This is a genomic window from Deinococcus sp. Leaf326 (assembly GCF_001424185.1).
Classification (GTDB): Bacteria; Deinococcota; Deinococci; order Deinococcales; family Deinococcaceae; genus Deinococcus.
The window spans coordinates 13,470-38,972 of sequence record NZ_LMOM01000023.1; the positions used below are offsets into that span (position 1 = coordinate 13,470).

The following is a 25,503-nucleotide window of genomic DNA, read 5'->3' on the forward strand; positions in this document are numbered from 1 at the left end:
AGCTAAGGCGCCAATTGCAAATAAGCAATTTGGCGCCTTTAAGATTAATCTATAGTCGTCTATCTCATTACCCGACGCTTCGGGAATTGACATGCTGGCGGTCAATAAAGATCGCCTGAGCAGATACTGATCCCTGCGGAACTATGTAACATCTATGTATGGGCCCTCCCTAGCGGACCAGTGTCTCATACACAGTCGCCTGGAAGAATGACACCTCACTGCTCAACTGACGCCAAACGACCCCAATTGCACGACCCAGTGCACCAGTTTAGCGTCACTGAAGTCACCATCCGCGTCTGGCGGGCACGCCTCAGACGGAACAGCGAGGAAACGCGAAGCGCTTCCCATGCCCATGGCCGACCCGAAAAACTCACGGCCGCGCAGCAGACCGATCTCATCCTGCTCCTCGATGGTGATTCCCGCGCTGTCTGCTAATTCAGACCTTAAGTAATCGTAGGTGAGGCAATCGCGCGTTCGCTTCATTCAAGTCGAACTGCTCAGGATCCCATGCCCCGCCCACCCAGGCCAGTCGCTCATTGTACTCCGGGTGGCTAGGGTCATTGAGAATGTCGAGCAACTCGGCATACCCCCACACACCACCACAATCCTCTGGTGGGCCAGCGTGTTCTCCCGCGAGGACCCTCGGCTGCCGATCCAATGGATTAGCAAGCACCTTCTCCAGCACGACCTGGTGCGTCCACGAATCCCCGAAATCGTAGAGATATTCCACCTTGACCCGCACGCAGTCAAATACCTTGAACAAACGTTGTTGGCCTACGATCTCCCGCCGCTCCTGCTTGAAGCTATATAGGTGGTAGTTTTCCCAGCCCATTGCGCCTTGAATCACACCATGCAGTCCGGTGAACGTTGCGTTCGCGGGAATTGTTACGCGACGCCAGATGGCCGGACGCAGCCCTTCGAGCGTAAGCTTGAGTTGAAGCATGGCGTCCGGTGTTACCGGAATGCTCGTCGCCTTCGTGGACGTTTCTGTGGGCACCGTCGCCTCCTAGCTCTCAGCCTACTTGATGCTGCTGAGCTACGGGCCTCCAAGTCGAACCCCTTGGCGAGCTTCCTGAACTCACTGCCCGCACTGCCTATGCGGCCCGCCCCAAAGGGAATGTAGTCATGCGGCTGCGAGACGAGTTCGGGCGGCTTTATGACGACGAGGACTTCCACCCATTCTTTTTGACGCGCGGTTGCCCGGCTTTTCTCCCGTGGCGACTTGCGTTCGTCTCTGTGCTGCAATTCATGGAGCAGCTCAGTTGGCCAGAATCTTGTAGCGAAGTCCGGGTTGCCAGTAGATGGAGGTGAGGACGCCGTCGGCGGCGGGGACGGTGAGCATGGGGTAGGTGTCGCGTTCTGTGGGCGTGTCGTAGCGGGTGAAGCTCGCGCTCTTGCCCCAGGCACGAATGCCGATGGGTGGAGAGTTCATGCTCTTCTACTGCTGCATCACTACCGGACGCTGTCAAGCAGAAGTGGTCTAGAAGCCGTCAGAGTAGAGCGTCTCCTCGGCGAGATCTTGCGCTGAACAGCCCACCCGGAGGGGGTCGGGCCATCACAGAGCGCATCCAGAATCTGCTGCTCGGCCGCGTCGAATTCCACATGATCCTCTGGTGTTGCGCCCTCATCGTCCAGCTGGCGATTCACCCGAATGATGATGGCTTCATAGCGCCTGAGCATACGGAGCGCTTCCTCACGGCTGGCGGGGGCGGACCTGTTCGACATGTTGATCTCCTTGACGATAAGGACGGGAGCGCAGGCGGTGCCCACGCTCCCGTCACTCTGGGATTTAATTCTCGCGCTGTAAGCCGGACCGAGTGGCCACAATCGTCCGCTGTCCACCCAGATGCCGCACCGTATACCGAAAGCCCTCGGTATCGGCCTCGACCGTTTGAATTTCTAGTTGAGGGGCCTGACAGACCTGCCCAAGGGGCGTGTTCAGGAGTTGCGCCGCTGGCCGGTAGGCAGCGCCAGGGCCTTGATCGAGCTTGGCGCTGATGGCCGCCTGTACTAGGCCTCGGCCGCAGTTCACGGCCACGGTATCGTTCGCCGTCCGGCGCGCTCCCTGCAGGTTCGGAATCAGGACAGCCGCCAGAATCCCGATGATCAGGATGATCACGAGCAACTCGATCAGGGTGAAGCCCTGCTCCCGAACCGGCCCCCTCACCAGTCGATGGCGTTCATGACGCGGCCACTCGCATTGCACCCCTTCTGCCACTCGTAGAGCTTCGTGCCGTTCGGCGACCAGGTGAGATAGCAGTAGTACTCTGCGCCAAGGCTGACCTGGCTATTCCCAGTGCTGGCCTTACTAATACCTGCGGAATCGAAGTAATGGACCTGGACGCCCTGGCCCTGGCAGACTTCCGCCACGTCGGACCCCAACGCACTGAGATTGGTATCCGTGCGGAAGCTCGGAGACTCGGCCCGTCGGGCCGTGAGCTCTGTCCAGACGGCTCTCCCGCACTGCTGCGCGGCCGCGTCGTACGGGCGCTTCTGGGCCCGCTGGTAACTCGGCAGGAAGAGCGCCGCGAGAATGCCGATAATGGCGATGACCACGAGTAATTCGATCAGGGTAAAGCCCTGCTGATGCTGTGGGGAACGCATAGACCCTCCAGTCGTGGAAGAAGCACGAGGCCTCATTGGATGTTGCCGTCCCAATCGAATTTGCGGTTGAGGCGGTCACCGATGGCTTGGGGCGACGGCGATTGCGTCCACCACCGGTAGAACCCGGTCCCATTCGGATGCCAGACCTTGAAGGCCAGGTTGTCCGCATCCCCATGGAAGGGTTGGGAGGCGCTGTCCGCGGCCACGCCACCGGCATGCGCACTCCACCGCACCCCCTGGTCCTGGCACACTTCCTTGACGTCCGCCCCCAGGGCATCCATGTTGTTCGTAAACGTCTGATGCTCTGCGCGGTACGCGACTTCGTTGGTGACGATCGCCCGGCCGCACTGCACGGTAGCCGCGTCGAAGGGCCGTTTCTGGGCGCGCTGGTAACTCGGCAAGAAGAGCGCAGCGAGGATGCCGATGATGGCGATGACGACGAGGAGCTCAATCAGGGTAAAGCCGTGTTGACGAGAAGAAATCATGCATTGACCTCAGAAGGGCTGAAGGGTGAGCTTGCCGCCGTTCTCACGGGTGCCGTCGTTGCGGTTGTAGTGGTAGCCGCCACTGCCGCTGGGGTGCCAGACAGAGAAAGCGAAATTGTCGTTGGAGTAGGCGATCTGGTTGTTGCCGGCGCTCGCGGCCGTAATGCCCCCCAAACCGCTGTTCAGGACTTGAACGCCCTGGTCCTGACAAACCTCTTTGACGTCTTCACCGAGAGCCGCCATATTGCCCTCGAAGGCGCGTTTCTCGACGAAGCCGACGTTCTCGGCCGTCACGATGGCCCGGGCGCACTGCAAGGCAGCGGCATCATGAGGGCGCTTCTGGGCCCGCTGATAACTCGGTAAAAACAGGGCGGCGAGGATACCAATGATGGCGATGACGACGAGGAGCTCGATCAGGGTAAAGCCATGTTGACGAGAGGACATCATGCATCGACCTCAGAACGGCTGGAGGGTGAGGCGTCCACCGTTCTCGCGGGTGCCCTCATTGCGGTTGTAGTGGTACGAACCCGTGCCGTTGGGATGCCAGACCGAGAAAGCGTAGTTATCCCCGGACGTCGCAATCTGATTGTTGCCCGGCGTAGCGGCTGTCCCGTTGCCTCTCCCAGCGTTCAGGACCTGGACGCCCTGGTCCTGGCACACCTCTTTGACGTCTTCACCGAGGGCCGCCAGATTGCCTTCGAAGGCGCGCCGCTCGACGAAGCCGACGTTCTCGGCGGTCACGATGGCGCGCGCGCATTGAAGGGCCGCAGCATCGTGGGGGCGCTTCTGGGCGCGCTGATAACTCGGGAGGAAGAGGGCGGCGAGAATGCCGATGATGGCGATGACGACGAGCAACTCGATGAGCGTGAAGCCTTGCGTCCGCTGTGGGATAGATCTGGTATGCATCGATAACTCCTGAAAGACCTTGAAGGTGAACGTGTCACGGGGCGCTGTCCGGGCGAGGCCTAAAGCCAGCGGAACTTAAGGGGGATGGGGCATGGGTTGCGGGTCTCCTTGCGGTTGGCGTGGGTGCATCGCACGCCTTACGGTGCCTGTCGTTGGGGTGGCGCGTACGACCCTCCCCCACGCCTGCCCCTAAGAGGAGAGGCGGTCAGAGACGCAGAAAGCGCTCCAGCATGGAGTTCCGGTAGGGCGCATTCGTCTGCGCGCAGTACGTCCAGGCGGCTCGCTCACCGGCAGCGATCAGTACCGATTTCGCGCGTGTCACGGCTGTGTAAGCGAGTTGTCTGGACAGCAGTCGCTGGTGCGCCGCCGCCAGGACCACGATCACCGCTGGCCACTCGCTGCCCTGCGAACGGTGGATCGTCATGGCATAGGCCAGGGTCAACTGTTCCGCTTCTTCCGCAGAGAAGGTATGCGGCAGATCGTCGAAGACGCACTGCAGGTGCTCACCCACCGCCGTGACTCGACCGGTCATGCCGTTCATTAGTCCGGTCTCGTGGTTGTTGCGGGTGGCCATGACCGGGTCGCCCACCCGCAAGCGTCCAGCTCCCGGGTTGAGTGCGGCCTGTAAGCCAAGGTTCAAAGCGTCGACGCCGAGAGGCCCGGCCTTTCCCGCGGTCAGGACGATGGGGGGGCCTTGAGGAGTCAGGTGCGTCTGAACGAGGTCAACGATCTGGTGGGTCGTCTCAGCAGCCTGGAACGGCACCCCCGTCTGGACCGGGACCTCTCCGCTGATGAGCATGCCGGCGAGTTTCAGGATGGGGCTGCCCTGGGCTTGGCGATGGGTCTTCGTCAAGCGGGCGGTGGGGAGCGTCCGGACAAGGGCGGCCAGTGGGTGCCCCGCATCGATGGGCGGCAGCTGGTCCTCATCGCCGACCAGGATCACGCGCGCGCCGTCCGGCACGGCTCGGAGCAGCTGACTGAGCAGTTCGTTGCTCGCCATGCTGACCTCATCTACGACCACAGCATCGGCTTGGATGAGTTCACCGCTGTACGCGGAGCCGTTGTAGCAGAGGACGCGGTGCAGGGTGGTGGCCTCGCGCGACGTGCTCTGGCTCATGCGACTCGCGGCCTTCCCCGTCGGTGCGCACAGCAGCGTCTGGAGCTCCGCGCCTTCCAGGCTGTCTAGCAGCGCTTTGAGGGTCGTCGTCTTCCCGGTGCCTGGGCCGCCCGTGATGATGCACAAGGCCGACTGGCAGCCCAGGGTGACGGCCGCGCCCTGCTCATCCGTCAGGTAAGGAGGCAAGCGCGGGACGGCCGGCTTTGGGGCACAGATGATCAACCGGATGACATCCTCGGCGAGGCGCGATTCCAGACGCAGCTGGTCGGGCAGATACGCGGCGCCTAGCGCTTCTTTCAGGTACCCGGCGTGGAAGGCGCGCTTCACCGCATCGACCGCTTCCTCCTCTTCCAGGGCATGCAGGTCCCGCAGCTCGCCGTACAGCACGGGCAACGGCAGACAGGTGTGGCCGTACTCCAGGCCGGCCAGACGCACGATCTCGTACGCCAGCGCCGGGCCCCGCCGGGGATCGAACAGGCTCAAGCCCTGAATGCGGGCCGCGTAGTCCAGCACGCTCAACGCGATGCCGTGCTGTACTCCGGCGTAGGGATCGTCCTGAAAGTATCGGACCGCGCCGGCGCCATGGGTCTTGACGAGTTTGCGGGCGTGCTCGGGTGGTAAGCCCAGGTCGGCCAGCGCACGCAGGGTGGTGTAGAGGCGGCCTTCCTTACGGGCGTACTCGCGCATCGCTTTTAGGAGGGAGGGCGTGCAACCGGGCACGCCACTGAGGGGTGCGTGCGGTCCCTGCACGAGCTTGTGGGTCTGATCCCCCAGGGCGTGAATGACCTTGATGACGTTCCGTGCGGCGGGCCCCGGGAGACGGGCATAGAACGCCCAGGCAATCTCCGCCTCCGCCACAAGACGCTCGGCCGTTACGATCTCCCCCGCTTCGACCGTGACCTGCAGCTGTGCGCCTTTGAGGACGGGGGACAGGCCGCGTGGAGCGGTGAGGCGGTGTTCGACTTCGTCGACGAGGAGGATGCACCCGTCAAGTCCGGCCTGGGTGCGCCAGTGCCGCTGGACACGGCCAATCAGGGGCGGAAGGGTCATGAAGACATGGTGCGTGCAGTTGGGGTGGCGGCTGGCGGTCACCCCAACTGCACGCACCATGGGAAGGTGACGGCCCCCAACTTCCGCTGGACCCTGGTCTTCGAGGCCGCGCATGTGGGCGCCGCCCGTGCTGCCCTTCGCCGGCTCAGTGCAAAGGTCCTGGCCGTCTCTCCGCAGGCCTGCTGGGTCGCGATTACACCGAGAGGGGGCGTCCGGCTGTGGGACGACACAGGGGACGCGCTCGACCTGGAAGCCCTACCCTTCGACCTGGCGGAGCAACTCCTCAGTTTCTTCGGCCCTGGTGCGTACCGCCTGGCTCTGGCCGACTCGGAAGGTGCGGTGATCGAGCGTGCCTATCGCAAATGAGAGCCGCGCCCCTGACGAGGCGCGGTCGGCATAGACGCATCAGAATCCGTCTTGCAGGAACCGGGCCAACCGGAATTTCCCCCGACGCCTGGCCGGGCAGATCTCCCCGGGGCGGAGATTGTTCTTGTGCGAGCGGGTGGATTCGACGGTGAACGTGCCGATGTTCTTGAGGTTGACATCGTTGCCTTCACTCAGCGAGAGAAAGATGATGGTGGCGAGCTGATCGAGAATCCGCTGCGCTTCGGCGACATCCTTCAGATCGTTCTCCTCGCAGATGAGGCGGTAAGCGATCTGAAGATTACTGAGGGTGACCCCATCGCCAGTGGGCGAGGCGGTCGGTGAGGGGAGTTGAGGAGAGGACACGCTCATAACTGCATGGTGCCTGCGGTTGGGGTGACCGTGCGGGGGAGTCACGCGCATCCGCTCAAGGCTCCAGCCAGCGGTGGGTGATCTCGCCCGACTCCGGGTGTGGGGGACCCTGATCATGCAGACTCAACCTCAAGTCGAAAGTCAACTGGACGGGCAGCAAGACTTCCGCCAGCCGCTCGCCGGATAAGGGGCCTTCTTCAAGCAGCAGATGGGCGACGTGGCGGAGCGTGAGCTCATTGGCCTCCAGAAACTCAGTGATCACGCCGTCCTGAACTCGCCGGAGATCACGGAGGGCCGTCGCGTTATAGGCCGCTTCGGCGGGGGTCGCCGGGGCATGGAAGACGGGCGTGAGGTGATCGTCGTCGGTCGTGGTGAAGTATCGCCGGGCGAGGCGTTCCCAGGTCAGCAGGTCATCCTCGCTGCCGTCCGAGGCCTCCTGCAGGATGAGCTGCTCGGCCGCGCGCCCAGCAAGGGCCATATGTAGATCGAACCGCAATTCAGGCCCGGGGATCGGGACGCTGTGCAGGTACCCAGTATCGACATGCGGGGGCAAGAAGGCATCCCCCGGATGCACCAAGGCGTTCGGGTGGAGGCCGGCGGGATGGAAAGGCAGCAGCAGGGCGTGGCCGGCCTCGTGGATGCGGCGACGGTGCTGCGCTTGCGGCGGCGGCCACGTCTCCACAAGCGGGTCGGGACGGGTCGGTCGAGGGAAGAGGCGTTGCTGGAGGATAGGCCACCAATACGGCACAGGAGAAGGCATAGCCGGATGGTGCCTGCGGTTGGGGTGGCGTCCAACAACGCCTGTGCTAGAGGGATTCTTTCTGCGCCTCAGACCTGTTGAGCCTCACCCTCAAGTCAGGAGCTGTACCGCGATGGCCCAGCCCGAACCCCACGGACCACAGAGCGAGAATGCCCGCCAGAATCATCAGGCTGGACGGTTGCCCAGGAAGACGAGAAGTGTCGCGTTCACCGAGGTCCATGATCTGGGACACGAACCACACGAGACCTCCGATTGGTAGGAGCATTCCCAGAAGGTGTAGGACCTGATTGACCGAGTTGAGGAGAACGTCGGTGGCGGGAAGATTGAAGGTCACCCCGAGCAGGAAGCCTCCGCCGACTGTGCCGAGCAGACTGAGCAGAAAGCCGAGATTCAGGATCATCTGAAACCTCCAGAAGTAGGATCTATGGAGGAGATCTCCGAAGTGTGGAGGGGACGGGACTTGACATTTGAGCAGAAGGGACCAGGGCCAGCGTTCCCTCACTGTGCGTGCAGTTGGGGTGACGCTATGAACTTCCTCCAAACCGGATGAAGGCCAATGACGTGTGTTCTCAAGCTGTGCCAGACGAGGGGCCTGCCTCTAGGGATGACGGCCGCTACAGTGCGCGGGATGCCGAAGGTCTACGCGCAAGCGACTCATATCCAGACAGATATTCCAACCCGGCTGCTCGGGCCATTCGACACAGACGAAGAAGCATGGGACGCTGTGGCCGAAGCCGAGGGTCACAAATTGACCTGGGAGCGGACCAAGCGCGGTCATATGGCCAGTACCCCTACCATCCGCTGGATCACGCAAACCTATCGTTATCCCTTAAAAGCTGACACCTGTCCCGGGGATTGAACGGGTCCATACCCTGGTTCAGATTGGGGCACTGGTCGCTTCAGGCGAAGAGCTGTGGGGCAAACGAATCCGCCGTTTGACTGCCGTCACACCACACTGCGCGGCCACCATCTGAACGACTTCGACACTGGGCGGCCAAGGGGTGACCTGGTCCAGACAGACCTTCATCCGCTGAAGCACAGGCAGGTCTTCCGGAACACCCAGCTCGTCCTCGAGGGGCGACCACTGTCCACTCCCCGCGTCGTACCGCACTCGACTGCCGAAATGCAACTGGAAGTACACGCTCAGACCATACCCCAGCGCAGATGCCGCCAGATCTCATACCACGCGTCCTTGTCCCGTGGCCGTTTGCCCCGGAGTTCGATACGAGCGAGCGTGTGGACCCAATCCGGCGTGAGACCCTGGCTCAGCACGGGGTCGGCAATGAGCACGGCCAGGCCCGCGGGCAGGCCGTCGTCTGTGGTGGTGCCGTATCCGTTCACGTCCATCAACACCTCTTGCACCGTGAGGGTGTAGGCCTGGGCAATCGCCTCCAGGGCATTCAGGCTGGGCGGGGTGCGGCCGCGCTCCAGCTCGCTCAGGTCGGGCACACTCAACCCACAGGTCAGGGACACGTCCTTCAAGCGAAGATTGGACGCTTGGCGCAGGGTACGGAGGCGTTTGTGCAGCAGCATGTCTGCCGCTCAGCATTCCGCGTGCGCAGGAGAGCAACTGCGGATCAGGTCACGCTGAGACGCATCCCCCCGGATGGAGCCGCCTCCGGAGGCGTGGCCCGCCGAGGGAGCGCCCTGGCTTGCTCAAAGGGCACGTCCGTATCCGCGTCCGCCACGAAATAGTGGTAGTGCCGACCCGGCGGCGCATACAGCCTGACCTTGCGCTCGAGCACCGCCTCGACGATCAGCCAGTCCCCCTGGTACTTCACCCACTCTCCAATGGTCGGGAGAGGGAGGGGGTCTTCCCTAGTGCCCTCCTGGCGTTCCTCCCGCTGAGCACGCACCCGCGCAGGCAAGCGGACGTCTTCCCCACTGCGCATAAGCCGTACGAACAAACCCGTCGGATTGAACACGCGGCAGTCGTGCAGGACAAGTGCCCGGATGTCCTCCAGGACCCCCATCACGCGCGCCATGGGGTTGCCATACCGCAGGACGGCCGAGAGGGCCTGCTGGGCATCGACCTTCGCCTCACCGGCCAGGGCGGTCAAACTCACGTCCACTTCCAAGGTGTCCCTATGTTCTTGAGCTTCTTCTGGTAAATCAGACCTGCACATAGGGACACCTTGAGAAAAGATGCGCCGGAACGTCTTCGGGCAGCTTTGCGGGGAGGCCTGCACGACGGCCTCGAAGGACCCGAGACCCAGCAGGTCCAGGAGGCCGCGGGCCAGGTCATAGGCGCTGACGCGCCCACTGCGGATCTGCAGGAGCAGGTCCGTCTTGAGTTGTGAGTCCAGCATCTTGCAACACCTCGTTGTGGGTGTTAAGGTGGCGCTATCTCTGGCTGCCGCCCTAAACCCTCTTGAATCTGAAGCGAAACTCACCTTGCCGGGTGGGTTTTCTTCTTGTGATGGGGCCGTGTCTCCCCTTGTGCAGGCCTTCCGGATCGTCGTTACATACTTGGAGTATACTCACAATCATTCCTGACCCATGGCGCGATTGCCGTCCCAGCTCTCCTGGGGCTCGCCCGTGCTGCCTTCCGGGAAGCGGAGACTTGCCGGCCCGGCGTGATGTGAACGAACACCGTGCTCGTCGATGACGTAGCCATGGAGCGTGACGGGACTGTCCTGAGTGTGATGGACGAGGCGTGCCAGTTCGAGGGCGAGTTTGCGCCGCTGGGCGCGTAAGGTTTCCCGCTTCTGATCAAGCGTGGTGAGGGCGGTGTCGGTGCGCGCCAGCTGGCTCAGGAGGCGCTCAAGCTCAGGGGTGGGCTGGGAGGTCAGCGGCGCGGTGGGGTGATACGCCTTGTCACGTTGCATCCGCCGCATCTGCCGCAAGCCTTGGAGCCCGGCTGCACTCGCGTTCTGAGGACTGACGTTGTAGGTGGCGGCAAGAGCGGTAAGGGTCGGCCAGGTTGGGTCAAGGCCTACCCAAGTGGTGACCACCGCGCGCGTGAGCCCCTCGGCCGTGGCGTGCAGGATGAGGTCCTGGAGCACGGCCGCCGTGGGGTCTCCGAGTGCCCTGCGGTGACGCTCTGCCTGGAGACGTTGTTTGAGGGATGAGTTGACCGGTGGACGTCGGGTCTTCATGGGGCACTCCGAAGTGGAAAAGCAGCCCGGCAGGGGCCGGACTGCTTGGGGAGGGACGGGGCGATGTGGGTCGCCCCGTCTGAGGGGATCAGTAGCCGTTGACGTCGTACGGGGAGAAGCGGAGGTTGGTGCCGCCCACCTGGTCGTTGCGCTGACCCGAGGTGTTGGTGAGCTGGCTGATGTAGTACAGGGCGTACAGGACCTTGCTGTAGTTCGGGTTCATGATCGCGCTGTACTGGTTGCCGCTGTTGGTCCAGCCTTTGGCGGCGAAGTAGTTGTACGCGGTCTGGTACTGGGCGGTCGTGGGGGTGTAGCCGATGGTGTGGTAGACGTTCTGGGCATCGGTGGCGTAGGGGGGCTTGCCCTGGTTGAAGAGGCGGAGCTCGACGACGGCCTGGTTCAGAGCTTTGCTCCAGCCGCTGCCCCAGTTGTTGGCCTGGAGGATGTGGTCGGGGGAGTAGGTGTTCACGCTGCGCTGTACGTAGCACTTGGCCTGCGCGGCCTGGGCGCCGAAGACACTGCCGTCGCACACCTGGGTGCCGCCCTGGAACCAGCCGTACGCGCGGTTGCCGTAGGTGTCGCTGAGGGCGACGTAGCCCTGCTCGCCCCCGGCGGCGGCCGTGAAGGTCTGGCCGTGGTTGGCGACGGCGACCCAGCGCAGGGCCTGGGCGGTGATGAGGCCGCCACTGGGGGTGGCGGCAGCGGTAGGGGCGGGAGTGGTGGTCTGGGCGGTGGGGGTGGTGGTGCCGCAGGAGGTGATGGCGAGAGCGGCGGTCAGGGGGAGGAGCAGGGTGGTCAGGATCTTCTTCATGGTGGAACCTCGGTGGGCGTGGAGGAAGGGTCGAAGGCGGACGAGTACTGGGGAAAACCTCCTGAGGTGAAGTGCGGGACCTGGGCCCCCGGGAGGGGGCCACACCTCACCTCACGGGTGGAGCGGGTGGACCGGGTGCGGTGCCTGGGGCATCGGCGCGGTCATGTCTGGAGTGTGCCTGCGGTTGGGGTGGCGTCGGTGTTAGAGAAGTGGGTTTTTCCTGCGCTGGGAGGGCATTTGCATTTTCAAAAAAAGGCGGTTTTTGACCTGAAACGAGGCATGAAAAGGCAACCCCCTCCAGTGCGGAGGGGGTTGTAAAGGGGGGTTATGTAGGGAGGGTGGCGGGCGGAGGAGGCGGATCGGTGAGGAGGGCCAGACCCTTGCGGGTGAGGGTGACTTCACCCAGAGGAAGTCGGCCACGCGCGTCATAGCGTGCGGGACCGTCCGAACTGGGGACCGGGCGCACGTAGCGCTCGCCCACCAGAAGGGCGGCCAGGCCCTGCGCCTGCTGCGGGCTAAGGGGGACACCCCTCAGGGCAGCGAGGGAGGTGGTGGCCCCCAGGGTGGGCTGAGCCCGGTAGAGGTGGGTCAGGAGGGTGCGCAAGCCTTGGGGCGTGGTGTCAAGCCAGGCACGCGCAGCCGCGCGGTCGCGGCGCCGGTGAGCGGGATGATCAGTCGACATGGGGGATAGCCTCCAGCATACGAGGACACGGGCGGCTGCACCCCGAAGAGGGGTGCGCGCGCCAGCTCGATGGGACGCAACCGGGGGACACGTGCGGGAACTTGGGCCATGGCCTGCCGGAGGGCGGGCTCGTCGAGGACCCAATCGGGATGATCGAACGTGAGGTCGCCCGGGGTGAAGGCCTGCAGATCGAGGAGTGGAGTGAAGGAGAGGGGCGGGACTTGTTGGAAGTCCACCTGGAGCTGATCGGCGTGGAGTTGAGGCGGGCACAGGATGAGGTGGAAGGGTTGCACTTCGATCCAGAACATGCCCGTGGGCGTACGCAGGATGCGGGGCTGATAGCCCGCCCGGGCGAGACTGCGGGCGAGGAGCAGGGTGGTGGCGGGAAACGCGTCGGCCTGGGGAAAGCGGTGCAGTGCCTGAGAACGGCGCAGGGGCAGACCGAGGAGGGTACACAGGAGGTGATGGGTGTGCGCGGCCAACTCCCGTCGGAGCTGACCTACCTGTCCGGGTAAAAACGCAGAGGTCATCAGGCGTTCTCCAGGAGAATGCGGTCCCTTATGGCCCGCCGCATGAGCTGGTCGAGCCCCGCGTGTCCGCCGCGCAGATCATACGAGGTCATTTCCAGTTCGGCCTGTCCTTCCATGGTCGAATTCTGGAGATGGATGTTGCCTCAGGTCAAGACTTCGACGGCTCCAAAAACCCCCTTGAGGGAGAAGCAGTCGCTCAAGGGGAGGTGGTCGAGGAGTTGCCGTGCCTGGTCATCGTTCAGGGTGCAGCCGGGGATGGGATGCTCGGAGTCGGAGGCGTGGCGGGCACGGATGAGGAGGTACTCGCCCTCTGCCCAGGCGACGAAGCGGGTGTCGTAGGGGCCAAGGGGGCCTCGTAATACGTGGGCGTGCTCATTCGAGGACGCCCCAGGCGCGGAGGTAGGCGACGAGGGCGGCGATGCCGGGATCATCGTGTCCCTTGGCCTCGCCTTTGCAGCCGGTCCGGGACGTTCGATCCGCATCTTCGGTAGAGAACAGCGGCAGGCCGCCGAGCGTGACCTTGGCATCCCAGACAACCACAGTGGAGGTCCCGGAAACGGGACCTGTCGGGTCAGGTTGCTTCTGGAGTCGGTTGTTGAGGCGGAGGCGGCTAGTGATGGTGGTCAGGAAGGGGCCGTCACCGGCTTCTTGCCAACCGCACTGGTACTGGGGGGTGAGCTTGAGGGTGTAGCCGTGGGCGAGGTCGAGTTCCCAGCCGGGTTCATCATCCGGCAGGGTGAGGCGCTTCGTGGGGTAGCCGTCCGGGAGAGCGGCAAGGAGGTCGAGCAGCTGGTCGAGGTGGAACTCGGGGGCGCGGGCGAGGTCTTGAAGGCGGAGTTGGACGGTAGGCGTGAACGTCGTCATGAGGACTCCAGAGAACACAAGCGGGCGCACAGGCCCGCCAGCGAGGGTCAGGTCGCGGAGCACAGGGCGGCCTGAAGGCCGGTCACGATCTTGACCAGGGACGGCCCGTTGCCTGGGCGGACAGGTGAGGCAACCGGACTTCAGAGTGGCTGTCGTTGGGGTGGCGGCAGGCGCCTTCTGTAGGAGGCGATTTACCGGGCGCGGTGGACCAGGAGGCCGAGGAGGAATCCAGCGCCCCAGAGCAGCAGGAAGACGGCGAGTGGACCGAGCCAGTGCGGGTCTTCGCCTTCTTGTCGGCCGGGTGTAGTCAGGAGCGCCAGGGCAATCCAGAGGGGGACAAGGACGAGGGCTGGGGTCGTGACCCACCAGAGGTTGGCCGGGTCGTCGAGGCCGGTCCGCCAGGTCCGCCACTGCGCGGGGGAAGGGGCCGTGCTGCCCGCGCCCAGGAGAAAGCCGGCGACGAGCAGGCCGAGCAGGGCAGCGAGGAGGGGCGGCGAGATCTTCATAGACGTGAGGCCACAGGGTGCGTGTTGTTGGGGTGGCGTGTCAAGGGAGAGCGCGTCCTGGTGGGGGTTTGTGCCTTTGGTCGGAGTTCTGTTCCAGGCAGAACGCAGTAGACTGGGGGGAATGACGGCGACGGCGCTGCCCCAGGCGTTGGAGGTTCTGCAACGGGTCTGGGGGTACAACGAATTCCGGGGCGTGCAAGGCGACATCGTTCGCACGGTCGCCGAGGGTGGGCAGGTCCTAGTCCTCATGCCCACCGGCGGGGGCAAGAGCCTGTGTGGGCTTGCCCCGATATTGCGTAGCTGAAGTTAAGCAGCGGTAGCTTGCCGTTCGAACTCGTGGGGCGTCAAGTACCCCAGAGTGGAGTGCCGGCGCTGACGGTTGTAGAAGACTTCGATGAACTCAAACACCGCCTGTCAAGCCACCTCCCGAGTCTCGAAGATGTTCTCGCCCATCAACTCCCGTTTCAGGGAGCTGAAAAAGCTTTCCACYMCGGCATTGTCCCAGCAATYCCCCTTGCGGCTCATRCTSCCTCTGKCCCGCATGCGGGCCARTTCTGCYTGRAAGATCYCACTCGCATACTGACTGCCCCGGTCGCTGTGATGCACCCGTCCGGGAGACGGATGACGGCGCCGGGTCGCCATCAGCAGGGCCGCCAGTGGCAGTGTGGCCGGCATCTGCGTGTCCATCGCGTCGCCGACCACAGCCCGTGAATGCAGGTCCAGAGTGACCGCCAAGTACAGCCAGCCCTCTCTGGTCGGCAGGAACGTCAGGTCCGACGCCCACACCTGATTYGGCTGCGCAACTTCGAACTGRCGCGCCAGCAGATTYGGGCAGACCGGCAGGGCATGGCCACCGTCCGTGGTTCGCACAAACCGTCGYTTTCCCTTCGCWCGCAGACCACGGTCGCGCATCAGGCGGGCGACCCGCTTGCGGGACACCCGCTGCCCCTGAGCCTGCAACTCCGCATGAATGCGTGGTGCTCCATACCGTCCNCGCAGACCACGGTCGCGCATCAGGCGGGCGACCCGCTTGCGGGACACCCGCTGCCCCTGAGCCTGCAACTCCGCATGAATGCGTGGTGCTCCATACCGTCCYTTGCTGCGCTGGTGAATGTCCTGGATGCGCTGCTGGAGCAGCGCATCCTGCTGCGTGCGCATCGAGACGGGCCTTCTTCGCCAACTGTGGTACCCACTCATTGACACCGCTAGCACCCGGCACAGCACGTCCAGGCGGTACTGCGTGCGATGAGCGCGAATGAACTGGTATCTCAGCGAGTGGTTTCTTTGACGAAGAAGGCCGTCGCTTTTTTCAGGATYTCACGCTCCTGWCGCAGGATCTCGTTTTCCTTGCGGAGCCGCTGRATCTCCTGCTGCTCGGGGCTCAGGGCCTGACGGCCCTGTCCCGGAAATGCGGTCTCCCCGTTGGTCTGCTGCGCGTTCCGCCATTTTCGAAGCAGGGAGACACGGATGCCCAGGTCGCGGGCCGTGCCGGAAAGGTTGCTGCTGGTTTGGGCGAGCTGCACAGCATCTCGTTTGAACTCAGCGGTATGGATTCTGCGGGTGGTCATGCTGGTGCCTCCTATCGTGGGGGCTTCTCTCCATCTACGGAAAATCGGGTCAACCTCATCCACCTCGTGATCCTCTTCGCGCACTACGGAACACTGAAGTTCCCAGTGGGGTACCGGGGATACCGCGGCAAAGGGACCCCCACACCCGTCACGCTGGCTCGTGATCTGCTGCGCGCCGTTCCGGACGCCATTTGCACCCGGTTCCGGGTGCGCGTCCTCGCGGACAGTGGATTCGAGTCCGCCGCCTTTCTGGACGAGATTCGGATGCTGGGCTTCGAATTCGTGGTCGGGGTACGGTCGACCAGGCGCACCGAGCATCCTGGTATCGTCACCGTCGCCGATTGCCTGCATGGGGGGTACGTCGAACTCCGGAATTGGCCGCATGACACTCTGACGCTCGGCCGGGTTCAGCGCGGCCAGCGCGTATTTCATGCCGTGCCTTCCAAGTTGATGAACGGCAACGAAGTGATCTCAGAAGGGGCGAAACGTTGGCAGATCGAGTCATTCTTCAAAGAGAGTAAATACCAGTCTGGGCTGAACCGCTTTGCCCTGCGGACCGCGCGGGTACTGGACCGATGGCTCCTCCTGGTCTTCGTCGCTTGGACGCTGGCCCTGCTGAACGTACAGCCGGGCCAAACGTTGGCAAGCAGCGCCCGACAGGCGCTACTCGCTCTTCAGCCGAAGCTCTCCCTGGGTCCCCTATTGCACCTCTTCACGAAGAACGCAGAATTTCTCGGCCAGCACGGCTATTCATTGTCTTATGCGAGGTGCAACTTCTGAGATGAGTCCTTATTTCAGCCTCTAACCCAACGCCTCTGATGGCCCCCCTCTGCTCGTGAGAGGGGTGGCTCCCCCGGAGCTCAGGCTGGGGTGGTTGCTGTCCGTAATGTATCGAGACGGATGGGGAGCTCATTCTGGACACCGCCACTTTGGACCCGGCATCTGTGATCCTCCCACCACTCTTTATTGCCAAATGAAAGAAAGATGTTTGGTCCAAATAGCTAACGTTAATCATGCTTTCAAAGCAGCGTCAGCTGATCCGTGCCCTTCCTCTCCTCACCACGCTGCTTTCCCTCGCTTCTGTTGGCGCCGCACAACAGGCCAGCAGCGATACCGCGCAGCGCGTCGTCCAAACCGACAAGGGCGCCGTCCGTGGCACCATCCCCGCGCCCCCTGGACCGGCACGCTCGACGCCACCCAATACAAGAGTGGCTGCCCCCAGGTCGCCCGCTACGGCCTGACCGAAGCCGGCTACAACGAAGATTGCCTCTACCTTAACATCACCTCCCCCTGGACGGCCAACACCAACACCCAGAAGAAGCTCCCGGTCGTGGTCTGGATGTACGGCGGCGCGTTCGTCGGCGGCTCCACCGCCCTCTATCCCCTCGAGAAACTGGCCCGCGAGGGTCAGGTGCTCGTCGTGTCCATGAACTACCGCCTCGGCGTCTTCGGTTTCATGGCCCACCCGAACTTCGATGCCGCCGCCAACGGCAGCCTCGGCCTAGAAGACCAGCGTGCCGCCCTGCGCTGGGTCCAGAAGAACATCACCGCTTTCGGTGGGGATCCAGACAATGTCACCATCGCCGGCGAGTCCGCTGGCGCCGCTTCCGTCTGCATGCACCTGATCGCCCCCGAAGAAACGAAGGGACTCTTCCAGAAGGCCATCATCCAGAGCGCCGGCTGTGTCCATCCCTTCAAAACCGTCACCGAGAACGGCAAGACGGGCGAGAAGGTCGCTGCTCTGGTGGGTTGCAATGACGCCGCCAAGGCGCTGGCTTGTATGCGGGCTGTCCCGGTCAAAACCCTCCTCGAAGCCGGGAGCAAGGTCGCGGGCGCGGACATCATGACCTTCGTCCCCAGCATCGGCTCCAAGGCTCAGCCCCGTCAGGGCCGGGAAGCCTTCGCGACGGGTCAGATCGTCCGCGTGCCCATCCTNGACATCATGACCTTCGTCCCCAGCATCGGCTCCAAGGCTCAGCCCCGTCAGGGCCGGGAAGCCTTCGCGACGGGTCAGATCGTCCGCGTGCCCATCCTCAACGGGGGCAACCGCGACGAGCTCCGCCTGTACGTCGCCTACGCCATCCAGGCCGGCGACAAGATCACACCAGAGAACTACCTGGCCCACCTCGAAGCGGTCTACGGTGATAAGGCTGCCCAGGTCATGCGCGAGTACCCGCTGAGCGCATATTCCTCTCCCGCCACGGCCCTCGGTACGGCCACATCGGACTACTCGCCGCTCGTCGCGCTCAACAACTGCGACTACCTCGAAACGGCGAACCTGGGCTCGGCCTACACCCCGTTCTACCAATACGAGTTCGCGGACACCACGGCACCTGAAGTCACCCCGAACCCTGGGTTCGAGATGGGTGCGGTGCACTCGGCCGAGTTGCCGTACCAGTTCCCGGGCTTCTCGAACACGACGAAGCTTGATGGCCCAGCGCTCTCGGCGCCCTCGCAGCGTCTGGCGGATCAGATGATGGCGTACTGGACGAGTTTTGCCCGGACAGGCACCCCGCAGGCGCCGCTGCTGCCAGCTTGGACCCCCTTCAAGTCAGCTAACCAAGTGATGCGGTTCGCGCCTGATAACGTCTGGAACTTCGATGCGGGCGCCGCCCACCACTGCGCGTTCTGGCAGAGTCTCTACCCGGACCGCCTCAGCCTGTACTGAGCGTCCCTCCGCTCGTCTGTCCCACGCTTTCCCTCTGATCTAAGGAGTACACATGTCACCTGTCCGCAGCACCCTGACCCACCTGAAAACCGTCAACGCCCGTGTCATCACCACGCTCATGGCCGGCGCGCTCGTCCTCAGTTTCCCCGCTCAGGCCTGCACCCGGATTGCCTACGAAGGCCTCGATGGCATGGTCGCCGTTGGGCGCAGCATGGACTGGGTGGAAAATCCTCAGTCCAACATGTGGGCCTTCCCCAGAGGTATGCAGCGTGCGGGGGCGTCGGGTCAGAACTCGCTGCGTTGGACCTCGAAGTACGGCAGCGTCATCACGAGCATGTACGACTTCTCCACGGTGGACGGCATCAACGAGAAGGGTCTGAGCGCGAATGTGCTGTACCTGGGGGTCGCAGATTACGGGAAGCGCGATGTCGCCCGTGAGGGACTCTCCGTCACTGCCTGGGGTCAGTACGTGCTCGACAACTTTGCGACGGTGAAGGAAGCGGTCGACGCGCTGCAGGCCGACAAGATCCAGATCACGACCAAGCAGGTGCCCACGGCGATCGGTCCGGTCGATGCGGTCGGTCACCTGGCGATCACGGACCGCACGGGGGACTCGGCGGTCTTCGAGTACATCAAGGGGAAACTGGTTATCCATCACGGCCACGAGTTCAATGTGATGACCAATGATCCGACGCTGGATCAGCAGCTGGCGGTGAACGACTACTGGAAACCGCTGAATGGGGCGTTCCTGCCGGGCACCGAGAACTCGGCGGAGCGGTTCGTGCGTGCGGACTACTACTTGCGGAATGTGCCGAAGTCGGGGGACTTCCGGCAGGCGCTGGCGGATACGTTCAGCATCATCCGGAATGCGTCGGTGCCCTTCGAGCCGATCGGGAAGGATCACCCGAACCTGGATCCGACGATGTGGCGCACGGCGAGTGACAACAAGAACCTGACGTACTACTTCGAGTCGACGACGAGTCCAAACGTGGTCTGGGTGTCGCTGGGGTCGTTGGATCTGAGCGCGAAGGGGAAAGTGAAGCGGCTGGAGCTGACGGGCAACGCGATCCTGAGTGGGGACGTGTCGGGTGGATTCAAGGACGCCAAGGCGTTCGCCTTCCTCGAAACCGGCCAGTAAGCGACGCGCTTCGGGCACCCTCTGGGATCGTCGTGATGTCGATCTCGGGGGATGGCTCTTTGCATCAATTCCCCTTCCGTCAAATCGTCTTCCTTGATGAGTACCTTGCCTTCATCCCGAGGTTTTGAATGAAAAAAACGCCCCTCCTGCTGACCGTGACGTTAGCGCTGAGCCTGATGTCGTGTGGACAGTTCCCCGCGGTTTCCGTTCCTTCGACCACGCCGCCGAACACGACGACCCCAGTGGGAGGCGGCAGTCATCACCGGTCTGGCGAATTTGCATGCGCCCCTGGTCAACTCGTCGGTGTCGTTGTACAACGCGAAGGGCGAGGTCATTCTGACGGGAACGACCTCGGCGACGGGGGTCGTCAAGTTGGTGGCGAAGGAGAGGATTGACCTCCCTGACGCTCGGGGCGGCCACGCGCTGCGCGTCGTCCTGAAAGGGGGCACGCTCCATAACGCGGCGTTCGAGGGTGAGTTGGCCGCCGAAATGCCGGTCTGGGACGATCGAGGCTTTCATATCAACGCAGTCACCAACCTGATGGCGGTCTACCTGAAGCAGAATCCGGGTCTGTCGCATGCCAGTGCAAGTCGCCGAGCGGAGTCATTCCTGGGGATGCCGTTGCCAGACGGGCAGTATGTGCCTGTGGGAAGTCATGTGTTCTCGCATCACGAATTTGTATCTGCGGCCGGAAACAACTTGAATGCGTTCACGCAGCAGCTTGCGGATGAGATGCAGGGAGGAACGGCCCAACATCTGTTCCGTGCGCAGTCGGTGTCTGCGACCCCTCCAGTCCTTGGGGCTGTTTCGACAGATATGGTCGCCAACATTGCGGCAGACGCGGCGAAGGGGTTGGCGACCGTAGGTGGGGGGCCGTTGGCTGCCTTCGGGGTCACGTCGATTTTGCAACTGACGGGATTTTCCAGCTTCTTTAATGATAAGACGGCTAATCAATTGAAGGAGATTTCTAATCAACTAAAGGAGATCAAGACTCAACTGGTTGAGCTGAATAGTAAGGTTGATGCGTTGAAGAGCGAGGTGGATGCTCTTGGTAAGAAAGTAGATCTGGCTGATTATCATAGCAATATGGCCCAACTGGATGTATATATTAGTCAAATCCACACATCTTATCTTACGCTTATCCAGCTAAACGAGATTCTAATTGAGAGGGCATCGGAAGCAAATCCAGAGACTCAATTGCTTCTCGATAAGCAGCTTCAACAATATAGGGCACGGCTTAAAAACGATAATGTTACTTTGAGTGCGGCACTTCTATATCTTCCTGAGCACCCAAGTCAGGATGATGCAGTGCTTAATAAGAATAATTTCTCAGGTTTTACAAATAAATTAATGGGGAGTGAGGTTATAGGAATTGCAGGACTTATTCCACAATGGAGTAAGATTGTGAGAGGAAACAGCAAAATCTTTTACACACCAAAGGAGGCAAGACTCATTCAGCAGCAGTGGGATTATTTGGATCATGTCCTGGCTGAGGGTATGACATTGAAGATCAACATGCTGGTGGGCATGGATCAACCGGCAATCGCCCAGGATTCTTTCCGCGCCTGGATGCAGGAAAGAACCTATCTCTATAGCCAAGTCAGAGGCGGAGATATCAAGCCGGATTCACTGAAACTTCCAGTTGTAGATTCTATATTTTCTACAGTGAAAGATGTAGAGTATATAGCCACTCCGCATGTACTGCCCAAAAATACTGTTATTGATCAAGAGTGGAAGACGGATAAGAATAGGCCGGGCTATACGATGTACAGAACGGTTTCTGACGGCCAATCTTTAGCACTTCCTAACTACATACTCGATGGTAATAATCCTCCCTTGATAAACAAGGATATGAGTCAAATTAACCAAGTGTATACTATGGCTCGTGCAAACGCCATGAAAGAAACAGCATTGAGTAATTGGTTTCTCCCCGATACTATGTTTCATGATCAGAATCTAGATAACCCATTACCTGTTTATACGACTGGGTCTAGCGATTGTAGAGATTCTGGTCAGATGAATGCATTTAAGGAAGAATATAACCTGAGATTTAGAAATCCACCCAGTTATCTTCCTGATGGAAGAGATCTGAGTGACCTAAGTAGAAAATTAAGGGATGCTGGCGGAATTCAAGCCGTCGGCTTTGCTTCTCAAGGTAAGACCTTAGCTTCAGGTCTTTATTGTTTGGGAACAAGCTCAATTGGAGAGCCAAGTATTGAGTTCCCTATACCGGAAATTCCAATTAATCCTAAAGCAATTGCTCCTAGTCGTGTATTTACTAACTATGATTACAATAACATGCAGCGCTGGGATAGTTTGGGAATTCTTGTGGGCGGTCGCAATGTTCTAGATGGTCAGACAGGGAGTGAAAAGGTAATTCAATACAACACAACTCCTTATGGAAATATTGATCTTAATGATGCGGTTTTTATGGGTGGAGTGAATCCAACATATAAGACATATATATCTTATTCTAAGAATTTTAATCTTGTTGTGCCGCCCAATTCTCTACAGTCGGATGATTTAATGGATTTCTTCATGATGCGTAGAACGAATGGTATAGATGGAGATCAGAAGTATTATTGGTATTAAAACTGAAAAAATAAACTAGGGTTATCGCGATAGATTAAGATTTATCGCGATAACCCTAGTTTATTACCGCGAATAGGAGTTGACAACTGGGCGATTAGCAACTGAGATCGTTAAATTTTAGGTCGTGCACTAAGATGTTTAGCGTAGTCTTGAGTCGCAAGGTCGCTATCGTTTTGACCTGTTTCTATCGCGTACCAGTATGGGTTTTTGTTCACCCGGTACGCTCTAGAGCATCAATCTCTTCAATGAGCTTGACCATAAACCGGTGGTGCTGATCCCAGGTTGTATGGGATATCGAAAGGTACCGCTCCTGCACTAACGGAAAATGCCGGAAGCCTAGGTCTAGTGCAAGCTCGGCAAGTTCTCCGCATTCTCGCTCAATCAGGGGGGCGAACAGACATGCTTACAGGCCCTGCTCTGTCCTAGCCAATTCCGAAACCTTCAAGTGCTCATCTTCCAAGTCGTACTCGAAAAAATTTAGGCCGTCCAAGTCCTCTCGAGCCGCTGTAATGACAGTGTCGCTCTCCCACAGAGGTACTGACAGAAATCCTACTGGACCGTATTCGTCGAGAGACCCATCGCTGTCGCTATAGACTTTGTAGATTATCTGATATGTTTGTTGTAGTGCCTCGGGAACTCGTTCACCGTTAGCAATAGTAAGCAGTTGTGGTGATAAAACGAGGTGCTCAAGAGTGGGCAAACACTCTAGCTCAGAGATAACCGGCATATTTCCATACTTTTAGCTACGTACAGACCAATATCAAGTCACCGCAGATAGAATTTGACGACTGGACGATATGACCTGAAGATCGCTGAATTTCAGGTTACCGCGAATAGGGGTTGACCCATAGAGCGAAAAATGCGAGAGGGACAGTGTTATGGGCCGTTCCGACCTCACTTTGCTCCCGCTTTCAATTGCTGTCCGCCTACTCAGTCGCTGGATCGCGCCTTATATCCCCCGAAGCTGCTCCACTAGCACGAGAAAATCTCAGACGCTGATCTTCTTGCTGTCGCGCTGCTCCAGAAACTGCATAAGGTGCCTTATTTCAGCCGGTGGTGGCGATTTCTGAAACTCAACCACTTCATGCATTCCCTTCAGAGCCGCAAGCCCGGATATGGCTTACCCGACTGACCCCAGTCATTGAGCATCTGGCCACCGAAGTCTAGGGTCTGGACTTCGTCGCTGTGGATTCGGAGCCGCTCCCTGTCTCAACCTTCAAGTGCGCTCCCCGCTGCAAATTTCCAGGAGCGCGGCATGGGTTCAGCACCGCTGGACCCGTGTATAGCTTCAAATTGCATGTTTGGAATGGACTAAACGGCAAGATCGTCAGGTACAAGATCCGTCCTGCGAATGAGCATGATTTCAGCGTACTCCGTGAGATGAATACCTCTTGGCCCGCTTATGGCGGGCCAAAACAGATTGGGGATAAGGGCTATCAGTCGGGGACATGTCTGACCCCACCGAAGGTCAATGCCAAGCGAACTGACCCACGTTGGAAGCCAGAATACGGAGCGGCAAGGAAGAGCATTGAGTCGGCTTTTTCTGTGTTGGTCAGAGCTGGTCTGCGTTGGGGACAGATCAAGACCATGGCGGGCTTGCGTCTCAAGGTCGCTCTGAACATCCTGGCGCACAACCTGAAGTTCAAAGATCTCAACGGCTGATCTCTTAGCCGTCAACCCCTATTCGCGGTAGATCAGTAAGAAGTATTAGGATGCACTTCCTGATAATGGCAATGAACCAAAAATCCTCTCTTTCCATGCCCTTCTCTATCTATACTTACTTGCCGCGGTAATACCGAATCAAGGGTGGGGCATTGTCCTGGTCGGGCGTCATGTGACGGATGTAGATCTCGCCCAGGTCGAAGTGAGCAGAGGGAGCTTTGTATTCCTTGTCGATGAAGACGAACTGCGTCGCTTTGAGCTCGTCCGCAGCTAAGTCATATAGCATGTTGTGGAAGCCTTCGAACTGTTCCCGATTCTCCCGTTCGCTAATGTTTTTCATAGGACTGTCAATCATCAGGATTCGAGGAAGCGGTGCGTTCTCCATCGCGGCGAGCCTGTGCAGGGCAATGGCGAAGCAGCATTTGAACAACGTCTTCTTTCCACCACTGGAAAGGTTCGAGAAGCTGGTATACACCATGTCTTGCTCCCCCGCCGTCGCTACCCGTGGGAAGAAGTCGGGAGCTTCGAAGGTCACGACGTCATCTTCATTGAAGCCGGCCAGCTTCGACCGTACGAGACAATCAAGGAAGAGCGCACGGAGGCGGCCTAGGTTGCGGGTGTCCTGCTGGGCTTCTAAGCGGGCCTCTTTCAGGGCTTCTCTCAGGGCCTTCTCGTCGAGTAACAGTACATGGGCGTTTTCGACGTGCTGTTCAATGACTTCAGGCAGTCGCTGCAAGCGTTCCAGGTCGAAGTGTTCACGCTCCAGCGCGGCAAGCCGGCGCTCAAGATCAAGGTTGTGAGAAAGGTACTGGGAGTCGTACCGAGCCAAGGCTTCGTTGATCTGACGGTCAATGAATGCCTTTTCCTGTTGGGCGCGCCGCAGATCTCCCTTCAGGTGTCGCAATGCCGCATGTTGCCGTCCGGTCATGTCATTGAGTTCTTCAATGCGTAGCTTCAGATCTGCTTCGACGAGTTCTTGCTCGTCTCCAGAGACCTCGCGTGGCTCTTCCTGACCACACACGACACAATGCGCTTCGGGACGCTTAGGCAGGACTTGGGTACACCTGGGGCAATGCGTGAAGTCGACGCTGCCCAGGACCGCGCGGGCACCGCTGTCGCGTTTGAACTTGTGCCTCAAGCTGAGTAGGTCGTTGAGGTGACGCTCGTCTCGCCCAAGCAGGGCTCCAACCTCATGCATCTCCTGTTCAATGTCGGCAATGTCCTGAAAGACTTCGCGGGCCTGTTCCCGCAGCCGGTCCACCTCGTGTTCGCCGCTCGGGAAGCTGGCTTCTCGAACCTGCCGCAGCTGGTCCCGTACCTCCTCAATCCGGTGCTGTAGAGCGGCGATCTGCTGCCGCACGTCTTCTACGGAAGTCACGCCGACCTCGACAAGGGCTTGTCTCAGGGCGTCCGCGCTGCCTTCGAGTACCGCACGCTTCTGCCGCACTTGGTCGAGTTTTGCTTCCAACTCGGAGACGTGCTCTTGGTGGTAGCCCAGCACGTAACGCAACACGTCGCGCGCCTTAAGGCGTTTGGCGAACTGCGCTTCGCCGTCGAGGTCAAAGAAGTTGCTGTCAATCTCATCCTGGTCTAAGTAGCAGAAGTTCCAGAGGTCGCGGAAGCTCAGACTCAGGAGTTGCACCTGCATAAGACGAAAAAAGCGCTCCCAGACGCGAGAGTCTGGGAGTGTCGAAGTCACAGCCTCTCTGGGAGCGTGCCCGCATTCT

Annotated in this window: 26 protein-coding genes and 5 pseudogenes; 10 read left to right on the forward strand and 21 right to left on the reverse strand. The window is 60.6% G+C overall.

Features of this window, described 5'->3' with window-relative positions:
* Window positions 1-436: 436 nt before the first annotated feature.
* The 8 genes from ASF71_RS22500 to ASF71_RS09360 form a co-directional block, all read right to left on the reverse strand.
* A complete protein-coding gene (locus ASF71_RS22500; protein ID WP_200939686.1) occupies window positions 437-997 on the reverse strand; it encodes a plasmid pRiA4b ORF-3 family protein in 561 nt (186 codons plus the stop codon).
* 261 nt (window positions 998-1,258) lie between these two features.
* Complete coding sequence (cas5, locus tag ASF71_RS22505) at window positions 1,259-1,432, reverse strand: CRISPR-associated protein Cas5 (protein WP_082505782.1); 174 nt, start codon at window positions 1,430-1,432, stop codon at window positions 1,259-1,261.
* Window positions 1,433-1,789: 357 nt separating this feature from the next.
* The gene (locus ASF71_RS09335) at window positions 1,790-2,167 is read right to left on the reverse strand and encodes a prepilin-type N-terminal cleavage/methylation domain-containing protein (protein ID WP_056298606.1); all 378 of its coding nucleotides are present in this window, start codon (window positions 2,165-2,167) and stop codon (window positions 1,790-1,792) included.
* Window positions 2,164-2,604, reverse strand: a complete 441-nt coding sequence (locus ASF71_RS25600; RefSeq protein WP_056298609.1) for a type IV pilin protein — start codon at window positions 2,602-2,604, stop codon at window positions 2,164-2,166. Before ASF71_RS25600 ends, ASF71_RS09335 begins: the two co-directional genes overlap by 4 nt.
* A gap of 32 nt (window positions 2,605-2,636) precedes the next feature.
* Window positions 2,637-3,089, reverse strand: coding sequence for a type IV pilin protein (locus ASF71_RS09345; RefSeq protein WP_056298612.1), 453 nt, complete (start codon window positions 3,087-3,089; stop codon window positions 2,637-2,639).
* A gap of 9 nt (window positions 3,090-3,098) precedes the next feature.
* Window positions 3,099-3,536, reverse strand: coding sequence for a type IV pilin protein (locus ASF71_RS09350; RefSeq protein ID WP_056298616.1), 438 nt, complete (start codon window positions 3,534-3,536; stop codon window positions 3,099-3,101).
* A gap of 9 nt (window positions 3,537-3,545) precedes the next feature.
* Entirely contained in the window at window positions 3,546-3,995 is a 450-nt protein-coding gene (locus ASF71_RS09355) for a type IV pilin protein (RefSeq protein WP_056298619.1), read from the reverse strand.
* A 205-nt stretch (window positions 3,996-4,200) separates the two neighbouring features.
* Window positions 4,201-6,162: an AAA family ATPase gene (locus ASF71_RS09360; protein WP_082505792.1), complete on the reverse strand. Its 1,962-nt coding sequence runs from the start codon at window positions 6,160-6,162 to the stop codon at window positions 4,201-4,203.
* Window positions 6,163-6,168: 6 nt separating this feature from the next.
* On the opposite strand from ASF71_RS09360, the gene ASF71_RS22510 reads away from it, so the two are divergent.
* A complete protein-coding gene (locus ASF71_RS22510; RefSeq protein WP_082505805.1) occupies window positions 6,169-6,528 on the forward strand; it encodes a hypothetical protein in 360 nt (119 codons plus the stop codon).
* 39 nt (window positions 6,529-6,567) lie between these two features.
* On the opposite strand, the gene ASF71_RS09370 is transcribed toward ASF71_RS22510, so the two are convergent.
* Genes ASF71_RS09370 through ASF71_RS09380 form a run of 3 tightly spaced genes read right to left on the reverse strand, consistent with a single transcriptional unit; the run spans window position 6,568 to window position 8,057 of the window.
* Window positions 6,568-6,897: an HU family DNA-binding protein gene (locus ASF71_RS09370; protein WP_056298630.1), complete on the reverse strand. Its 330-nt coding sequence runs from the start codon at window positions 6,895-6,897 to the stop codon at window positions 6,568-6,570.
* Between the two features lie 55 nt (window positions 6,898-6,952).
* Window positions 6,953-7,657, reverse strand: a complete 705-nt coding sequence (locus ASF71_RS09375) for a hypothetical protein (protein WP_156372703.1) — start codon at window positions 7,655-7,657, stop codon at window positions 6,953-6,955.
* A 46-nt stretch (window positions 7,658-7,703) separates the two neighbouring features.
* Window positions 7,704-8,057, reverse strand: a complete 354-nt coding sequence (locus ASF71_RS09380; RefSeq protein ID WP_056298640.1) for a hypothetical protein — start codon at window positions 8,055-8,057, stop codon at window positions 7,704-7,706.
* 228 nt (window positions 8,058-8,285) lie between these two features.
* Here ASF71_RS09380 and ASF71_RS22515 point away from each other — a divergent pair, with 228 nt between their 5' ends.
* A complete protein-coding gene (locus tag ASF71_RS22515) occupies window positions 8,286-8,516 on the forward strand; it encodes a hypothetical protein (protein WP_082505823.1) in 231 nt (76 codons plus the stop codon).
* Between the two features lie 284 nt (window positions 8,517-8,800).
* Here ASF71_RS22515 and ASF71_RS09385 read toward each other — a convergent pair whose 3' ends face one another.
* The 5 genes from ASF71_RS09385 to ASF71_RS25050 all read right to left on the reverse strand — a co-directional run bounded on the left by ASF71_RS09385 (window position 8,801) and on the right by ASF71_RS25050 (window position 12,248).
* Complete coding sequence (locus tag ASF71_RS09385) at window positions 8,801-9,190, reverse strand: helix-turn-helix domain-containing protein (protein WP_056298643.1); 390 nt, start codon at window positions 9,188-9,190, stop codon at window positions 8,801-8,803.
* Between the two features lie 44 nt (window positions 9,191-9,234).
* Window positions 9,235-9,723 (reverse strand): hypothetical protein, encoded by a 489-nt coding sequence (locus ASF71_RS09390; protein WP_235514292.1) that lies wholly within the window; start codon window positions 9,721-9,723, stop codon window positions 9,235-9,237.
* A gap of 420 nt (window positions 9,724-10,143) precedes the next feature.
* Entirely contained in the window at window positions 10,144-10,755 is a 612-nt protein-coding gene (locus tag ASF71_RS09395; RefSeq protein ID WP_156372704.1) for a hypothetical protein, read from the reverse strand.
* 88 nt (window positions 10,756-10,843) lie between these two features.
* Entirely contained in the window at window positions 10,844-11,566 is a 723-nt protein-coding gene (locus tag ASF71_RS09400; protein WP_056298654.1) for a hypothetical protein, read from the reverse strand.
* A gap of 325 nt (window positions 11,567-11,891) precedes the next feature.
* Window positions 11,892-12,248: a hypothetical protein gene (locus ASF71_RS25050; RefSeq protein ID WP_056298657.1), complete on the reverse strand. Its 357-nt coding sequence runs from the start codon at window positions 12,246-12,248 to the stop codon at window positions 11,892-11,894.
* Window positions 12,249-12,397: 149 nt separating this feature from the next.
* Between ASF71_RS25050 and ASF71_RS23615 the strand changes: the two genes are divergently transcribed.
* Window positions 12,398-12,763 carry a hypothetical protein gene (locus ASF71_RS23615; RefSeq protein WP_056298661.1) on the forward strand — a complete coding sequence of 122 codons (366 nt, stop codon included), beginning with the start codon at window positions 12,398-12,400 and terminating at the stop codon, window positions 12,761-12,763.
* Window positions 12,764-13,150: 387 nt separating this feature from the next.
* Here ASF71_RS23615 and ASF71_RS09420 read toward each other — a convergent pair whose 3' ends face one another.
* Window positions 13,151-13,642 (reverse strand): hypothetical protein, encoded by a 492-nt coding sequence (locus tag ASF71_RS09420; RefSeq protein ID WP_056298665.1) that lies wholly within the window; start codon window positions 13,640-13,642, stop codon window positions 13,151-13,153.
* Window positions 13,643-13,833: 191 nt separating this feature from the next.
* Window positions 13,834-14,148 (reverse strand): hypothetical protein, encoded by a 315-nt coding sequence (locus tag ASF71_RS09425; protein ID WP_056298668.1) that lies wholly within the window; start codon window positions 14,146-14,148, stop codon window positions 13,834-13,836.
* A 121-nt stretch (window positions 14,149-14,269) separates the two neighbouring features.
* Between ASF71_RS09425 and ASF71_RS09430 the strand changes: the two genes are divergently transcribed.
* Window positions 14,270-14,452, forward strand: a complete 183-nt coding sequence (locus ASF71_RS09430) for a hypothetical protein (protein WP_056298671.1) — start codon at window positions 14,270-14,272, stop codon at window positions 14,450-14,452.
* A gap of 2 nt (window positions 14,453-14,454) precedes the next feature.
* Here the strand turns inward: ASF71_RS09430 and ASF71_RS25055 are convergent.
* A pseudogene (locus ASF71_RS25055) lies at window positions 14,455-15,141 on the reverse strand (IS3 family transposase); the annotation flags it as partial.
* Between the two features lies 1 nt (window position 15,142).
* Window positions 15,143-15,716: pseudogene (locus ASF71_RS25060) on the reverse strand (IS3 family transposase); the annotation flags it as partial.
* Between the two features lie 57 nt (window positions 15,717-15,773).
* Between ASF71_RS25060 and ASF71_RS09445 the strand changes: the two are divergent.
* The 6 genes and pseudogenes from ASF71_RS09445 to ASF71_RS22535 all read left to right on the forward strand — a co-directional run.
* Window positions 15,774-16,496, forward strand: a pseudogene (locus tag ASF71_RS09445) (transposase); the annotation flags it as partial.
* A gap of 193 nt (window positions 16,497-16,689) precedes the next feature.
* A partial coding sequence (locus ASF71_RS25705; RefSeq protein ID WP_369814985.1) for a carboxylesterase family protein occupies window positions 16,690-17,651 on the forward strand: 962 nt, incomplete at its 3' end.
* 1 nt (window position 17,652) lies between these two features.
* A pseudogene (locus ASF71_RS25710) lies at window positions 17,653-18,384 on the forward strand (carboxylesterase family protein); the annotation flags it as partial.
* 52 nt (window positions 18,385-18,436) lie between these two features.
* Entirely contained in the window at window positions 18,437-19,522 is a 1,086-nt protein-coding gene (locus tag ASF71_RS09455; protein ID WP_156372706.1) for a linear amide C-N hydrolase, read from the forward strand.
* A gap of 477 nt (window positions 19,523-19,999) precedes the next feature.
* Window positions 20,000-22,114: a hypothetical protein gene (locus tag ASF71_RS23620; protein WP_156372707.1), complete on the forward strand. Its 2,115-nt coding sequence runs from the start codon at window positions 20,000-20,002 to the stop codon at window positions 22,112-22,114.
* A gap of 878 nt (window positions 22,115-22,992) precedes the next feature.
* A pseudogene (locus ASF71_RS22535) lies at window positions 22,993-23,776 on the forward strand (IS982 family transposase).
* 115 nt (window positions 23,777-23,891) lie between these two features.
* Here the strand turns inward: ASF71_RS22535 and ASF71_RS09465 are convergent.
* Window positions 23,892-25,503: hypothetical protein (locus ASF71_RS09465; protein WP_235514293.1), on the reverse strand; the 1,612-nt coding region annotated here is incomplete at its 5' end.

Excerpts from the sequence above, each read along its gene's own strand:
- ASF71_RS09430 (WP_056298671.1), top strand. The coding sequence starts at position 14,270 with ATGACGGCGACGGCGCTGCCCCAGGCGTTGGAGGTTCTGCAACGGGTC.
- ASF71_RS09385 (WP_056298643.1), bottom strand. The coding sequence starts at position 9,190 with ATGCTGCTGCACAAACGCCTCCGTACCCTGCGCCAAGCGTCCAATCTT.
- ASF71_RS09395 (WP_156372704.1), bottom strand. The coding sequence starts at position 10,755 with ATGAAGACCCGACGTCCACCGGTCAACTCATCCCTCAAACAACGTCTC.
- ASF71_RS09345 (WP_056298612.1), bottom strand. The coding sequence starts at position 3,089 with ATGATTTCTTCTCGTCAACACGGCTTTACCCTGATTGAGCTCCTCGTC.
- ASF71_RS09380 (WP_056298640.1), bottom strand. The coding sequence starts at position 8,057 with ATGATCCTGAATCTCGGCTTTCTGCTCAGTCTGCTCGGCACAGTCGGC.
- ASF71_RS09360 (WP_082505792.1), bottom strand. The coding sequence starts at position 6,162 with ATGACCCTTCCGCCCCTGATTGGCCGTGTCCAGCGGCACTGGCGCACC.
- ASF71_RS23615 (WP_056298661.1), top strand. The coding sequence starts at position 12,398 with ATGATCGAACGTGAGGTCGCCCGGGGTGAAGGCCTGCAGATCGAGGAG.
- ASF71_RS25050 (WP_056298657.1), bottom strand. The coding sequence starts at position 12,248 with ATGTCGACTGATCATCCCGCTCACCGGCGCCGCGACCGCGCGGCTGCG.
- ASF71_RS09425 (WP_056298668.1), bottom strand. The coding sequence starts at position 14,148 with ATGAAGATCTCGCCGCCCCTCCTCGCTGCCCTGCTCGGCCTGCTCGTC.
- ASF71_RS09370 (WP_056298630.1), bottom strand. The coding sequence starts at position 6,897 with ATGAGCGTGTCCTCTCCTCAACTCCCCTCACCGACCGCCTCGCCCACT.
- ASF71_RS09455 (WP_156372706.1), top strand. The coding sequence starts at position 18,437 with ATGTCACCTGTCCGCAGCACCCTGACCCACCTGAAAACCGTCAACGCC.
- ASF71_RS09420 (WP_056298665.1), bottom strand. The coding sequence starts at position 13,642 with ATGACGACGTTCACGCCTACCGTCCAACTCCGCCTTCAAGACCTCGCC.
- ASF71_RS09375 (WP_156372703.1), bottom strand. The coding sequence starts at position 7,657 with ATGCCTTCTCCTGTGCCGTATTGGTGGCCTATCCTCCAGCAACGCCTC.
- ASF71_RS22515 (WP_082505823.1), top strand. The coding sequence starts at position 8,286 with ATGCCGAAGGTCTACGCGCAAGCGACTCATATCCAGACAGATATTCCA.
- ASF71_RS09400 (WP_056298654.1), bottom strand. The coding sequence starts at position 11,566 with ATGAAGAAGATCCTGACCACCCTGCTCCTCCCCCTGACCGCCGCTCTC.
- ASF71_RS22510 (WP_082505805.1), top strand. The coding sequence starts at position 6,169 with ATGGTGCGTGCAGTTGGGGTGGCGGCTGGCGGTCACCCCAACTGCACG.
- ASF71_RS09350 (WP_056298616.1), bottom strand. The coding sequence starts at position 3,536 with ATGATGTCCTCTCGTCAACATGGCTTTACCCTGATCGAGCTCCTCGTC.
- cas5 (WP_082505782.1), bottom strand. The coding sequence starts at position 1,432 with ATGAACTCTCCACCCATCGGCATTCGTGCCTGGGGCAAGAGCGCGAGC.
- ASF71_RS09355 (WP_056298619.1), bottom strand. The coding sequence starts at position 3,995 with ATGCATACCAGATCTATCCCACAGCGGACGCAAGGCTTCACGCTCATC.
- ASF71_RS25600 (WP_056298609.1), bottom strand. The coding sequence starts at position 2,604 with ATGCGTTCCCCACAGCATCAGCAGGGCTTTACCCTGATCGAATTACTC.